The sequence below is a fragment of the Streptomyces sp. NBC_00726 genome (assembly GCF_045161735.1).
Lineage (GTDB): Bacteria > Actinomycetota > Actinomycetes > Streptomycetales > Streptomycetaceae > Streptomyces.
This window is the reverse complement of the sequence record NZ_CP108983.1, coordinates 2333149-2347661: the sequence shown is the minus strand read 5'-3', so window position 1 is coordinate 2347661 and position 14513 is coordinate 2333149. Positions and strand designations below refer to the sequence as shown.

Genomic DNA, 14513 nt, shown 5'->3' with positions numbered 1-14513 from the left:
CGGCCGGAGGGCCCGTACCTCGATGTCCGTGCACAGCCAATCAACGGCGCCGTACGCGGCCGCCGCCGCCCCCGAGTTCCCCCGGCATGTCGTCACCGCCGTGCTCGTCTCCCACGACGGCGCACGCTGGCTGCCCGACGCGCTCACCGGACTGCTCGGCCAGGAACGCCCCGTACAGAACGTCATCGCCGCCGACACCGGCAGCGCCGACGACTCCGCGCGCCTGGTCACCGAGGCCCTCGGCGCCGACCGCGTCCTGCACCTGGCGCGGCGTACGAGCTTCGGCACCGCCGTGGACGAGGCGAGCCGCACGGCCGGCGTCCTCACCCCGGACGACCTGCCCTACCTGAAGCGGCCCAGCGGCTGGGACCCGGTCACCCGGACCTGGCGCGACGAGGCGTACGAGATGCCCGAGCTGCCGCACGGCGAGCCGGTGCAGTGGCTCTGGCTGCTCCACGACGACTGCGCGCCCGCGCCCGACGCCCTCGCCGAGATGCTGCGCGTCGTGGACGACGACCGGCACGCCGCGATCGTCGGCCCCAAGCTGCGCGGCTGGTACGACCGCCGCCAGCTCCTCGAAGTCGGCGTCTCCATCGCCAACAGCGGCCGCCGCTGGACCGGCCTCGACCGCCGCGAGCAGGACCAGGGCCAGCACGACCAGGTCCGCACCGTCCTCTCCGTCTCCACCGCCGGCATGCTCATCCGGCGCGACGTCTGGGAGGAGCTCGGCGGCTTCGACCGCAGGCTCCCGCTGATGCGCGACGACGTCGACCTGTGCTGGCGCGCCCACATGGCCGGCCACCGGGTGCTCGTCGCCCCCGACGCCGTCCTGCGGCATGCCGAGGCGTCCGCGCGGGAACGCCGCCCCATCGACTGCGCCGGCCGCAACGTCGCCAGCCCGCACCGCGTCGACAAGGCCGGCGCCGTCTACACGATGCTCGTCAACGCCCGCGGCAAAAAGCTGCCCTGGGTGATGCTCCGGCTCGTCCTCGGCACCCTGCTGCGCACCCTCGCCTACCTCGTCGGCAAGGTCCCGGGCCAGGCCCTGGACGAGGTCACCGGATTCCTGAGCACCCTGCTGCGCCCCGGCCGCATCCTGAGCGCCCGCCGCGCCCGGGGGAAGGGCGCCGTCGACGCGGCCGAGCTGGGCGGCCTCTTCCCCGCACCGGGCGCCACCATCCGCGCCACCGTCGACCAGGTCGCCGGAAACTTCGGCGGCGGCTCCGACGCCGACTCCGGCGGCTCCCGGCACGGCGCCGTCGAGTCCGGACCGGGCGGCGACGACGCCGACTACCTGGAGATCGACCAGTTCGCCCGGCTGAAGAAGGTCGGCCGCAAGCCCGGCCCGGTCCTCTTCGCCCTGCTCCTCCTGGTCTCCCTCGTCGCCTGCCGCGACCTCATCGGCGGCGGCGCGCTGGCCGGCGGCGCCCTGCTGCCCGCCCCCGGCGACGTCTCCGACCTGTGGGCGCGATACGCGGACGGCTGGCACACCGTCGGCACCGGCGGCACCCAGACCGCACCGCCCTACCTCGCCGTCATCTCCGCCCTGTCCGCGCTGTTCCTCGGCTCCACCGGCTTCGCGCTCACCCTGCTGCTCGTCTGCTCGGTCCCGCTCGCCGGACTCACCGCGTACTTCGTCACCCGCCCGCTGCTGCCCTCGCGGCTCCTGCGGGCCTGGGCGAGCGTCGCGTACGCCTTCCTGCCCGCCGCGACCGGCGCCCTGGCGACCGGCCGACTCGGCACCGCCGTCCTGGCCGTCCTGCTGCCGCTGATCGCGCGCACGGCCGTCTCCGCGCACGGCATGCGCGCCTCCGGCGACGCCCGCGGCAGCTGGCGCGCCACCTGGGCGTACACCCTGCTCCTCACCCTCGCCATGGCGTTCACGCCGATCGTGTGGCCGCTCGCCGTGGTCCTCGGCCTCGGTGTCCTGGTGCTGCGGCGCGGCGACATCACGGCGTACGCGCTCCGCTTCCTCGCCGCCGTCGGCACCCCGGTCCTGGTCCTCGCGCCCTGGTCGCTCTCCCTGCTGAGCAGCCCGTCCGCGTTCCTGAACGAAGCCGGCCTGGAGACCGGTACGGGCTCCGCCTCCGCCCTGGACCTCCTCGGCATCAGCCCCGGCGGGCCCAAGGCCGCGGGCGGCGTCCTGCTCCTCGGCATCGTCCTCGCGGCGCTGGCCGCCCTGCTGCGCGGGGAGCGCCGGTTCGCCGTCCGGACCGCCTGGGCGGCCGCCCTGGTCGCCCTCGCGTTCGCCGGGCTCGCCAACGGCTCCGGCTGGGCCGGACCCGCCACGCTGGTCTACGGCGCCGCCCTCATCGCCGCCGCGCTCGTCGGCGCGGACGGCGCCCGCATCCGCGTCGCCGAACTCAGCTTCGGCTGGCGCCAGCCGGTCGCCGTCCTGATCGCCCTCGCGGCGGGCGTGGCCCCCGTGCTCGCCGCCGCCGGCTGGATGATCGGCGGCGCGGCCGGACCGCTGGAACGCCGCGATCCGGTCCAGGTGCCCGCGTTCGTAGCGGAGGAGAGCGGCACCCGCGACCAGCCGCGCACCCTGGTCCTGGGCGGCACCTCGTCCGCCTCCGTCGACTACACCCTCGTCCGCGGCTCGGGCGCCCGGCTCGGCGACGCGGAGCTGGCCGAGGCCCTGGGCGGCAACAGCCACCTCGACAAGGTCGTCGCCAACCTGGTCGCCGGCTCCGGCGCCGACCAGGGCAGCCAGCTCAGCGGCTTCGCGATCCGTTACGTCCTCGTGCGCGACGGGGCGCCCAAGCAGATGAGCCGGGTGCTCGACGCCACCCCGGGCCTGAGCCGGCTCAGCCAGCTGGACGGCAGCGCCCTGTGGCGGGTGGACCGGCAGGTCGCCCGGATCATGATCGTCCCGTCCGCCACCGGCGACGAACCGCTCCCCGTGGGCTCTCAGCCGGTCGGGGCGCACACCAAGATCCCGGCGGGCGGCTCCGGCCGGGTGCTGCGGATCGCCGACGCGGCCGACCCCGGCTGGCAGGCCACGCTCGACGGCCGCGCGCTGACCGCCAAGACTGTCGACGGCTGGGCCCAGGGCTTCGAACTGCCCACCGAGGGCGGCACCCTGGACCTCACGTACGAGGAGCCCTTCACCCACACCGTGTGGATCTGGGCGCAGATCGCGTTCGCCGTGGTCCTCGTGGTCATGGCCCTGCCCGGCCGCCGCCGAGAGATCGACGACGACCTGCCGGAGGAGGCCGAGGCGGTCGCCGCCGAACCGGTCGCCGGCGAGGGCCGCCGCGCCCGCAGGCTCCGCGCCGCCGCGGAGGCCGCAGAGGCCGCGGAGAGCGATGAGGGCGCTTCCGAGCGGCAGGAGGGCGTCCCGGACCTGGACGGGACCGGCGAGCAGCCCGCGTACGTTCCCGCCCAGCAGGGCGACGAAACCGGCCCGGCGGTCCAGGCCGCCCCCGAGGACGACGACAACGTCTTCGTACCGCAGCAGCAGTACGGCGACTGGGACGACGGCCAAGGCCAGGGCCAGTACCAGGACACGGCCTATCCGCAGTACCAGGACGGCGCCCCGTACCAGGACGGCGCCCCGTACCAGGACCCGCAGTACGCCGAAGGGCAGCAGCAGCCGGACGCCGGCGGCTACGACCCGTACGGCTATCCGCAGTACCAGGACGGCCAGTACCAGGACGGCGGCCAGTACACGGGCCCCTACGACCCGCCCGCGTACGACCCGCAGTCCTATGACCCGCAGTCCTATGACCCGAACGGGTACGGCCCCGAGGCCGGGCAGTACGGCGACCAGCACCCGTACGACCCGCAGAACCCCGAGAACCCCGCCCCGGGCCAGAACCCGTGGCCGACCGGTAACGCATCGCGAGGCGAGTCCGAGTGAAGTCCACCAGCGCCCTGTCCCTCATCGCCGGAGCGGTCGCCCTGGCGGCCGTCACCGGGTTCGCCGCGCTCAACGAACCGTCCGGCGGCTCCACGGCCGAAGCGAAGACGGCCGCACGGCTGCCCGTCGAACGCACCAGCCTGCTCTGCCCGGCGCCCGGCCTCTCCGACCTCTCGGAGACCGCGTACACCGCCTTCACGCCGTCCGGCGCGAGCGGCGGCTCCACCACGGCCGGCACCGCCGAGCTCCTGTCCTCCGCGAAGGACGACGAGGCGACGACCGACGACAAGTCGGACGAGAAGTCCGACGGCAAGGACAAAAAGGGCAAGGGTAAGAGCAAGAAGGACAAGACGGACAAGCCGGTGGTCTCCCTCAAGGAGCCCGGCAAGCCCGCCACCGGCGAGGCGTCGGGCGCCGGCTCACCCGCCCTCATCGGCATCGCCACCGGCCGTCTCGCCCCCGGCTGGACCGCCCAGCAGACCACCACCATCGAGGCGGGCGACGGCCGCGGCCTGCTCGGCATCAGCTGCACCACGCCCGACACCGACTTCTGGTTCCCCGCGGCGAGCACCGCCAAGTCCCGCGAGGACTACGTCCACCTCACCAACCCGGACGACACCGCCGCCGTCGCCGACATCGAGCTGTACGGCCCGGACGGCTCCCTCAAGTCCGACGTCGGCGAGGGCATCACCGTCCCGGCGGGCTCCGGCGTCCGGGTCCTGATCTCGACGCTCACCAGCAAGGCCGCCGACGACGTCACCGTCCACGTCACCACTCGTACGGGCCGGGTCGGCGCGGCCGTCAGGTCGGCGGACGACAAGACCGGCAGCGACTGGCTCACCGCCTCCGCCGAACCGGCCGGCACGGTCGTGCTGCCCGGCATCCCGGCCGACGCGACCTCGGTACGACTGGTGGCCTTCGCCCCCGGCGACGACGACGCCGACCTCGGCCTGAGGCTGCTCGGCAAGACCGGCGCGGTCACCCCGGCCGGCCACGAGGAACTGCACGTCAAGTCGCACATGACCGCCGGCATGGACCTCAAGGACATCACCCGCGGCGAGGCGGGCTCACTGATGCTGGTGCCCTCGGAGAAGGGCAGGGCCACGCCGATCGTCGCCGCCCTGCGCGTGGTCCGGGGCAAGGGCGACAAGCAGGAGGTCGCCTACATCCCGGCGACCGCCCCGGTCGGCGCCCGGGCGACCGTCGCCGACAACCGGTCCAAGGGCTCGGTCCTCTCCCTCACCGCCCCCGGTGCCGCCGCGACCGTCAAGGTCACGGCGTCGGCCGGCAGCGGCGGCGGTACGCCGGTCAGCAAGACGTACAAGATCGCGGCGGGCACGACCACGGCGGTCACCCCGCCCGTGCCGAAGGGCCTCAAGGGCACCTACGCCCTGACGGTCGAGCCCCAGGCGGGCGGCCCGGTGCACGCCGCGCGCACCCTCACCGAGACAGTGAACGGCATCCAGATGTTCACGGTGCAGACGATGCCGGACGACCGGGGCACGGTGGAGGTCCCGGCGGCCCGCCAGGACCTGTCGGTGCTGGACGACTGAGCGGGGCGGCCGGGCGGGGCGGCCGAGAGGGCCGCTGCTCCTGCCCGTGCTACTCCTGCCCGTAACGGGGATCGACCGACTCGGGCGCCAGCCCGAGCAGCTCCGCGACCTGCTCGACCACGATCTCGTGGACGAGCAGGGCCCGCTCGTCACGGCTCTTGGTACGCAGCTCGACCGGGCGCCGGAAGACGGTGATGCGGGCGGGCCGGCCCTTCTCGGCGGAGACCGCGTCACCCAGCGGAACCGTCTCCTCCGCCGTCTCCGGCACCTCCAGGACGACGAAGTCGACCTCCGCCAGCTGAGGCCAGCGCCGCTCCAGCCGCTCCACCGAGTCCTGGACGAGATCGCGGAAGTTGTCCGCGCGGCTGGTCGACAGCGGCACCTGCGGCGGGGCGACGGGCCCGCGCATCCCTCGGCCGTGTCGGTCCCGGCGCCGCGGACGCGGCTCGGACGGGCTGGGCGGTACGGAACTGTCCATCACCGACGCAGCCTAACCCCCGGCGGCCCGCCCGGCCGGAGGGCGAGCACGCCCACGCAGCCCTGTCCGCTCTTGAGCGATCCGGCCACACCGGAGCCCGTTTCCGGCCCCGCTCACGACCGCCGGTCCGCCGCCTTGTGAAAGGTTCGCGGCACAGAGGTGACCGGAATCATTGCCCCCAGGACCCTCGCCCTCTCCTCCCGCGCAGGTCAGGGGAGTTGCCCGGGGGGCGCGTGTGCGGGGCGTCACAGGGCGACACGGAGGGGTGAGCCGGGGGAGAGTCGTCGCAGCCCGCTCAAGAGTGCGGTACCGTCCAACATCGTGAGCCCTGTACGTCGCTGTTCGCGCACCGCGTGCGGCCGCCCTGCCGTCGCGACACTGACGTACGTCTATGCCGACTCGACTGCGGTCCTCGGCCCGCTCGCCACCTACGCCGAGCCCCATTGCTACGACCTCTGTGCCGAGCACAGCGAGCGGCTGACCGCGCCACGGGGCTGGGAGGTCGTCCGGCTCTCCGACCCGTCCGCGCCCAGCCGCCCCAGCGGCGACGACCTCGAAGCGCTGGCCAACGCCGTACGGGAAGCCGCGCGTCCGCCGGAACGCGGCGACGGTCCCCAGGGCGGCGGCCGCCGGACCGCCGACCCGATGGAGGTAGCCCGCAGGGGTCACCTCCGCGTCCTGCGCTCACCCGACTCCTGAGGGACCGCCGGCCGCCGGGTACGTTGGGCGGTCCGAAGCAAACCCCCTGGAGGACCGGCCCGTGACCGCAGACCTGTCGCAGCTCGTGAAGGCGTACGACGTGCGCGGAGTCGTGCCCGACCAGTGGGACGAGGAGCTGGCCGCACTCTTCGGGGCGGCCTTCGTCGCGGTGACCGGCGCGGACGCGATCGTCATCGGCCACGACATGCGCCCCACCTCCCCGGCCCTCTCCGGGGCGTTCGCCCGGGGCGCGGCGGGGCGCGGCGCCGACGTCACGATGATCGGCCTCTGCTCGACGGACCAGCTGTATTACGCGTCCGGGGCGCTGGACCTGCCCGGCGCGATGTTCACCGCCTCGCACAACCCCGCGCGGTACAACGGCATCAAGATGTGCCGGGCGGGCGCGGCCCCGGTCGGCCAGGACACGGGCCTGGCCGAGATCCGCGCGCTGGTGGAGGAGTGGTCCGAGAAGGTCGCCCCCGCCCCGGTCGCCCCCGCCGGCACGGTCACCGAACGCGACACCCTCACGGACTACGCGGCCCATCTGCTCTCCCTGGTGGACCTGACGGAGATCCGTCCCCTCAAGGTCGTCGTGGACGCGGGCAACGGCATGGGCGGCCACACCGTCCCCACCGTCTTCGCCGGGCTGCCCGTCGACCTGGTCCCCATGTACTTCGAGCTGGACGGCACCTTCCCGAACCACGAGGCCAACCCCCTGGACCCGAAGAACATCACGGACCTCCAGGCCCGCGTACTGGCCGAGGGCGCCGACCTGGGCCTCGCCTTCGACGGCGACGCGGACCGCTGCTTCGTGGTGGACGAACGGGGCGCAGGCGTCTCCCCGTCGGCGATCACCGCCCTGGTCGCCGCCCGCGAACTGGCCCGCAACGGCGGCCGGGGCACGATCATCCACAACCTGATCACCTCCCACTCCGTCCCCGAGGTCGTACGCGAACACGGCGGCACCCCCGTCCGCACCAGGGTCGGCCACTCCTTCATCAAGGCCGAGATGGCCGCCCACGGCGCGATCTTCGGCGGCGAACACTCGGCCCACTACTACTTCCGCGACTTCTGGAACGCCGATACGGGCATGCTCGCCGCCCTCCACGTACTGGCCGCCCTGGGGGGCGGGCCGGCCCCCCTCTCCGCCCTGGTCGCCCAGTACGACCGCTACGCCGCCTCCGGCGAGATCAACTCCACGGTGGACGACCAGAAGGCCCGCACGGCAGAGGTGGCAACAGCCTTCGCCCACCAGGAGAACGCCACCACGGACACCCTGGACGGCCTCACGGTGACCACCCCCACCTGGTGGTTCAACCTCCGCCCGTCGAACACGGAACCGCTGCTGCGCCTGAACGTGGAGGCGGGGGACGAGGAGACGATGGCCAGGGTGAGGGACGAGGTACTGGCCCTGATCCGCGCATAGAGCCCGCCCGCCGGCGCAAAATCCAGCCCCGCCGGCGTTTGAGGCGCGGGGTCCGGGGCAGAGCCCCGGTTTCGGGAAGGGGCGGGGTGGGGAACAGGCCCGCCGCAGGCGCACCGCACCCCCACCCGCACCGCACCACAGACCACCCCGCCCCCACAACACGCCCCCCACCCCACCCCGGCGGTAGGCTGACCCCGCCCCCAAAGGCCCCGGCAAAGGGCCCCAACACCAGACGACCGCCCGAAGGGACACCCCATGCCGCTCGAAGCCGGCCTCCTGGAGATCCTGGCCTGCCCCGCCTGCCACGCCCCCCTGGACGACCAGACGGCAGCCGAAACCCCGGAACTCATCTGCACCGGCACCGACTGCGGCCTCGCCTACCCCGTCAGGGACGGCATCCCCGTACTCCTCGTGGACGAGGCCCGCCGCCAGGCGTAACCGGCTCAACCGGCGAAAGCGGCCCGAAGCGGCCGCCCCGCACCCCGCACCGGAGGACCGCCCCATGCTCGACGAGTCGCTGCTCGACGCCCCCGAAGCCCTGGCCCGAGCCGACCGCCGCGACCTGCTCCGCGGCGCCGCCGAGGCCGGGGCCCGGGTCCGCACCGCCGCCCGGCACGCGACAGAGGCCGGGATCACCGAGCTGAAGGCGGAGGGCCGCCCCCGCGCGGTGCTCGTCGCCGGCCCCGGCACCGCCGCGACCGGCGTCGCGGACCTGATCGCCGCACTCGCCGGCGCCTCCGCCCCGGTCACCCGCATCCCCCCGACCGGCGTCGCCCCCGCCCCCGGCGCACTCCGCTGGACCCTGCCCGGCTGGGCCGGCTCCGTGGACCTGCTGCTCATCGCCACCGCGGACGGCTCCGAACCGGGCCTCGCCCTCCTCGCGGAGCAGGCGTACCGCAGGGGCTGCACGGTCGTGGCCGTAGCCCCCCTGCGTTCCCCGCTGCGCGAGGCGGTACACGGAGTGCACGGCCTCGTCGTCCCGATGGCCTCCGCCCCGCACGGTGAGTACGACGCCGAGACATCGGCCGCAGGCCCCGGCACCCTCTGGGCCCTGCTCACCCCGCTCCTCGCCCTGCTCGACCGCGTCGGCCTGGTCACCGCCCCCGCCGACGCGCTCCAGAGCGTCGCGGACCGCCTGGACCGCACGGCGGAGCGCTGCGGCCCGGCCATCGCCACGTACAGCAACCCGGCCAAGACCCTCGCCGCCGAACTCGCGGACACCCTCCCGCTGATCTGGACGGAGGGCGAGGCGGCCGGCCCCGTCGGACGCCGCTTCGCCGCGGTCCTCTCGGAGCTCTCGGGCCGCCCGGCCCTCGCCGCCGCACTCCCGGAGGCGCTTCCCACGCACGGCGGCCTGCTGGCGGGCGCCTTCGCCGCGGGCGCGGACCCGGACGACTTCTTCCGCGACCGCGTCGAGGATTCGGAACCCCTGCACGCCCGGGTGGTGCTGCTCCGCGACCGCCCGACCGGCGGCCTCAGCGCCGCCCCCGCCGCCCGCGAACTGGCCCTCGGCCACGACACCGCGATCAGCGAGCTCGAACCGGAGGAGGGCAGCACCCTCGAATCCCTGGCCGAGCTGCTCGCCGTCACCGACTTCGCCGCGGTCTACCTGTCGCTCGCCTCGACGGCCGGTGCCTGAACACCTCGTACAACGTCAACACAGCGCGGCGACACCGCACCGCACACAGCAACACAAGGACTGATCCATGGACCGGCTCTCCAACACCGTGCGCCCGTATGCCTGGGGCTCGACCACCGCGATCCCCGCTCTGCTGGGCGTCGCCCCCACCGGCGAGCCGCAGGCGGAGATGTGGATGGGCGCCCACCCGGGCGCCCCTTCCCGGATCACCCGCACCGAAACCGCCCCCGCCGAGCAGCCCCTCACCGACGTCATCGACGCCGACCCCGCCCGCGAACTCGGCACGGCGACCGTCGAGAAGTTCGGCCCCCGCCTGCCCTTCCTCCTCAAGCTGCTCGCCGCGGGCGCCCCCCTCTCCCTCCAGGTGCACCCGAACCAGGACCAGGCCAAGGCGGGTTACACGGACGAGGAGCGCCGGTCCGTCCCGATCGACGCCCCCCACCGCACGTACAAGGACGCCAACCACAAGCCCGAGCTGATCTGCGCGCTCACCCCCTTCGACGGCCTGTGCGGATTCCGCCGCCCCCTGGAGGCGGCCGAGGCGATGGAGGGCCTGGGCGTCGACTCGCTCAAGCCGTACGCGGACCTGCTCCGCGCCCAGCCCGAGGAAGCCGCGCTGCGCGAGGTCCTGACGGCGATCCTCAGTGCGGACCCGGACGAGATGGCCGAGACGGTGACCGCCGCCGCGGCCGCCGCCGAACGGATCGGCGGCGCCTACGCCCCGTACGCCCGCATCGCCCACCACTTCCCCGGCGACGCGGGCGTCATCGCGGCCATGCTGCTCAATTACGTACGGCTCCAGCCTGGCGAGGCCCTGTTCCTCGGCGCCGGCGTCCCGCACGCGTACCTCGACGGCCTCGGTGTCGAGATCATGGCCAACTCGGACAACGTGCTGCGCTGCGGCCTGACGCCCAAGCACATCGACGTCCCCGAACTCCTGCGCATCGTCCGCTTCGAGTCGACCGACCCGGGCATCCTGCGCCCGGAGGCGTCCCCGGCGGGCGAGGAGCTGTACGAGACGCCGGTGGACGAATTCCGCCTGTCCCGCTTCGACCTGTCACCCGGCGCCGCCCCCGCCGACCTGACCACGCACACCCCGCAGATCCTGCTGTGCACGGCGGGCGCCCCGAGCGCCGGCGACCTCGCCCTCGCACCCGGCGAATCGGTCTTCGTACCGGCCGGCGAGCGGGTACACGTGTCCGGAGCGGGCACGTTGTTCCGCGCGACAGTGGTGGCCTGACACCCCGTCCGTGACGACGGCTGCAACAATGTGCCGCCACACCGCGGCCGTCGGAGCCGCAAACCGAAGAAGGGACACCAGGCACCCATGAGTGCGTCAGGCGGAACCAAGGCGATCGTGGCGGCACTCGGCGCCAACCTCGCGATCGCAGTGGCCAAATTCGTGGCGTTCCTGTTCAGCGGTTCCTCGTCGATGCTCGCGGAGAGCGTCCACTCGCTCGCCGACTCCGGTAACCAGGGCCTGCTGCTCCTCGGCGGCAAGCGGGCCCAGCGCGAGGCCACCCCGCAGCACCCCTTCGGCTACGGCCGCGAGCGCTACATCTACGCCTTCCTCGTCTCCATCGTCCTGTTCTCCGTCGGCGGCATGTTCGCGGTGTACGAGGGCTACGAGAAGATCCGCCACCCCCACGAGCTGGAGGCGTGGTACTGGCCGTTCGGCGTCCTGATCTTCGCGATCATCGCCGAGGGCTTCTCCTTCCGCACGGCGATCAAGGAGTCCAACGAGACCCGCGGCTCGCTCAGCTGGACGGACTTCATCCGCCGCGCGAAGGCCCCGGAACTCCCCGTCGTGCTCCTTGAGGACTTCGGCGCGCTCATCGGTCTGGTCCTCGCCCTCGGCGGCGTCGGCCTGGCCCTCGGCACGGGCAACGGCGTGTGGGACGGCATCGGCACCCTGTGCATCGGCATCCTGCTGATCGCCATCGCGCTCGTGCTGGCCGTCGAGACCAAGTCCCTGCTGCTCGGCGAAGCGGCCGGCGCCGACCAGGTCGAGAAGATCAAGGCCGCCGTGGTCGACGGCGACACCGTCACCGGCATCATCCACATGCGCACGCTCCACCTCGGCCCGGAAGAGCTGCTGGTCGCCGCCAAGATCGCGGTCCAGCACGACGACACCGCCGACGAGGTCGCCAACGCCATCAACGCCGCCGAGTCCCGCATCCGCGCCGCAGTCCCGATCGCCCGGGTGATCTACCTGGAGCCGGACATCTACAACGCGGCTGCGGCAGCGGCCGGCACCAACCCGGCCAAGACCCCCGGCGCCGACGCGGCCGACACCCCGGCGGGCCCGGACGACACCGACCCGACGGAATCCGGCCACTGACCGCACCGGACCCGCCATCACGCACCCGACACAGCCGCTCCCGCCCCGGAACCGCCCCGGTGGACTGGGAGCGGCTGCGCCGTTCGGTGTAGATTCGACGGCAGTGTCAGACGTCGCTGCTGATGGCGGTCGATCGGTCCGTACGCCGGACCGGCCGAGGGAGAGAGGGCCTCCGACGGACTGCGCTGCGAGCGCCCGGGCATTCCTGTGCCCGCCGCCGCAGAGCCGCCCTACCCACCCTCGACTCCATCACGAGGAGCAGCCCGTTATGACGACGGTCGCCAACCGACAGGACTTCAAGGTCGCCGATCTCTCCCTTGCCGCTTTCGGGCGGAAGGAGATCACCTTGGCCGAGCACGAGATGCCCGGTCTGATGTCGATCCGCAAGGAGTACGCCGCCGCGCAGCCGCTGGCCGGTGCCCGCATCACCGGCTCGTTGCACATGACCGTGCAGACGGCGGTGCTGATCGAGACCCTGGTTGCCCTCGGCGCCGAGGTGCGTTGGGCGTCCTGCAACATTTTCTCGACCCAGGACCACGCGGCCGCCGCCATCGCGGTCGGCCCGAATGGCACCCCCGAGGCGCCGGCGGGTGTGCCGGTGTTCGCTTGGAAGGGTGAGTCGCTGGAGGAGTACTGGTGGTGCACGGAGCAGGCGTTGACCTGGCCGAACACGCCGACCGGTGGTCCGAACATGATCCTGGACGACGGTGGTGACGCCACCCTCCTCGTCCACAAGGGCGTCGAGTTCGAGAAGGCCGGCGCGGCCCCGGACCCGGCGACGGCGGACAGCGAGGAGTTCGCGTACATCCTGACGCTCCTCAACCGCACGCTGGGTGAGTCCCCGCAGAAGTGGACGCAGCTGGCCTCCGAGATCCGTGGCGTCACGGAGGAGACCACGACGGGTGTCCACCGCCTGTACGAGATGCACCGCGAGGGCACCCTTCTCTTCCCCGCGATCAATGTGAACGACGCGGTGACGAAGTCGAAGTTCGACAACAAGTACGGCTGCCGCCACTCGCTGATCGACGGCATCAACCGTGCCACGGACGTCCTGATCGGCGGGAAGACCGCCGTGGTCTGTGGTTACGGCGATGTGGGCAAGGGCTGCGCGGAGTCGCTGCGCGGTCAGGGTGCCCGGGTGATCGTCACGGAGATCGACCCGATCTGCGCGTTGCAGGCGGCCATGGATGGCTACCAGGTCGCGACCCTGGACGACGTGGTGGAGCAGGCGGACATCTTCGTCACGACGACGGGGAACAAGGACATCATCATGGCTTCGGACATGGCCAGGATGAAGCATCAGGCGATTGTCGGGAACATCGGTCACTTCGACAACGAGATCGACATGGCCGGCCTGGCGAAGATCGAGGGCATTGTCAAGGACGAGGTGAAGCCGCAGGTGCACACCTGGACGTTCCCCGACGGCAAGGTCCTGATCGTGCTGTCCGAGGGCCGTCTGCTGAACCTGGGCAACGCCACGGGCCACCCGTCGTTCGTGATGTCCAACTCGTTCGCGGATCAGACGCTGGCGCAGATCGAGCTGTTCACGAAGCCCGAGGAGTACCCGACCGACGTGTATGTGCTGCCCAAGCACTTGGACGAGAAGGTCGCCCGCCTTCACCTCGACGCCCTCGGCGTCAAGCTGACGACCCTCCGCCCGGAGCAGGCCGCGTACATCGGTGTCGAGGTCGACGGCCCGTACAAGCCCGACCACTACCGCTACTGATCGCTCTACCGGCCCGGATCGGCCGGACCTCGAACGGTCCGGCCGATCCGAGCCGGCACCGGGCGCTCAGCGCGGCCCGGGCCGACCAGCAGCAGTGACGAACGCAGGCCCCCGCACCCCCGTGTCGGGGGCCTGCGCCGTACCGCACCCGCACGAGCCGAGGACTTGAAGGACCCCATGCCCCGCGGCCGATATTCGCTCCACGACGTCCACGACCACACCCCTCTCGGCGAAGAACACTTCCACTGCGCGCCCGGCCCGTCCGGCTGGCGCTACATCTCCCAAACGACCGCCCCGTCCGGCAGTCACCTGGGATCCGTCGACCTCACCCTCGATGAACTCGGCCGCCCCCTCCGACTCGAACTCCATTCCGCCGACTGGCAGGTCCGCGGTGCCGCCCTGGAGGGCCTCACCTGGGTCCGTACCGACCCGACGGGCACCCACGCCACCGAAGGCAATGTCCGCGCCCACGCCTTCAACGGCACGTCCCCCGCATTCCTCGTCGCGACCGCTCGTCTGCTGCGCCTCACCCCCGCTTCCCCCGAGACCCGCGTCCGGGTCGTCACCTTCACGGACCCGGTCCTCGCCCCCCGTACCCTCGACCAGTCCTGGGCCCTGGTGAACAGTGAAGCGCACCCCACTGACAACGGCCCCCTGACGGTGGACGAATACCAGGTCAGCGCCCTGGACACGGGCGAACGGCACACGATCCACCTCGCCGGCGACGTGGTGCTCTCCGCCCCCGGCATCGAGCTCGAAGACCTGGAATCCCCACCCTCCGACCGCTGA

11 protein-coding genes are annotated in these 14513 nt (G+C 72.9%); 10 read left to right on the top strand and 1 reads right to left on the bottom strand.

What is annotated here, in order from left to right; genetic code table 11:
- Positions 1–22 precede the first annotated feature (22 nt).
- Positions 23–3862, top strand: coding sequence for a glycosyltransferase (locus tag OG338_RS10305; RefSeq protein WP_405937026.1), 3840 nt, complete (start codon positions 23–25; stop codon positions 3860–3862).
- Positions 3859–5415 carry a DUF5719 family protein gene (locus tag OG338_RS10300; RefSeq protein ID WP_405937025.1) on the top strand — a complete coding sequence of 519 codons (1557 nt, stop codon included), beginning with the start codon at positions 3859–3861 and terminating at the stop codon, positions 5413–5415. The genes OG338_RS10305 and OG338_RS10300 overlap by 4 nt, the downstream gene beginning before the upstream one ends.
- A 49-nt stretch (positions 5416–5464) precedes the next feature.
- Here OG338_RS10300 and OG338_RS10295 read toward each other — a convergent pair whose 3' ends face one another.
- Positions 5465–5893, bottom strand: coding sequence for a metallopeptidase family protein (locus OG338_RS10295; protein ID WP_405937024.1), 429 nt, complete (start codon positions 5891–5893; stop codon positions 5465–5467).
- A 321-nt stretch (positions 5894–6214) separates the two neighbouring features.
- Here OG338_RS10295 and OG338_RS10290 point away from each other — a divergent pair, with 321 nt between their 5' ends.
- The 8 genes from OG338_RS10290 to OG338_RS10255 all read left to right on the top strand — a co-directional run bounded on the left by OG338_RS10290 (position 6215) and on the right by OG338_RS10255 (position 14513).
- Positions 6215–6592, top strand: coding sequence for a DUF3499 domain-containing protein (locus tag OG338_RS10290; RefSeq protein ID WP_405937023.1), 378 nt, complete (start codon positions 6215–6217; stop codon positions 6590–6592).
- Positions 6593–6653: 61 nt separating this feature from the next.
- The gene (locus tag OG338_RS10285) at positions 6654–8018 is read left to right on the top strand and encodes a phosphomannomutase/phosphoglucomutase (protein WP_405937022.1); all 1365 of its coding nucleotides are present in this window, start codon (positions 6654–6656) and stop codon (positions 8016–8018) included.
- A gap of 255 nt (positions 8019–8273) precedes the next feature.
- Positions 8274–8456, top strand: a complete 183-nt coding sequence (locus OG338_RS10280; RefSeq protein WP_405937021.1) for a Trm112 family protein — start codon at positions 8274–8276, stop codon at positions 8454–8456.
- Positions 8457–8520: 64 nt separating this feature from the next.
- Positions 8521–9657 carry an SIS domain-containing protein gene (locus tag OG338_RS10275; protein WP_405937020.1) on the top strand — a complete coding sequence of 379 codons (1137 nt, stop codon included), beginning with the start codon at positions 8521–8523 and terminating at the stop codon, positions 9655–9657.
- A 67-nt stretch (positions 9658–9724) separates the two neighbouring features.
- A complete protein-coding gene (gene manA / locus OG338_RS10270; protein ID WP_405937019.1) occupies positions 9725–10897 on the top strand; it encodes a mannose-6-phosphate isomerase, class I in 1173 nt (390 codons plus the stop codon).
- Positions 10898–10984: 87 nt separating this feature from the next.
- Positions 10985–11998, top strand: a complete 1014-nt coding sequence (locus tag OG338_RS10265; protein ID WP_405937018.1) for a cation diffusion facilitator family transporter — start codon at positions 10985–10987, stop codon at positions 11996–11998.
- 268 nt (positions 11999–12266) lie between these two features.
- Complete coding sequence (ahcY, locus tag OG338_RS10260; protein ID WP_405937017.1) at positions 12267–13724, top strand: adenosylhomocysteinase; 1458 nt, start codon at positions 12267–12269, stop codon at positions 13722–13724.
- A 177-nt stretch (positions 13725–13901) separates the two neighbouring features.
- Complete coding sequence (locus tag OG338_RS10255) at positions 13902–14513, top strand: hypothetical protein (protein ID WP_018103984.1); 612 nt, start codon at positions 13902–13904, stop codon at positions 14511–14513.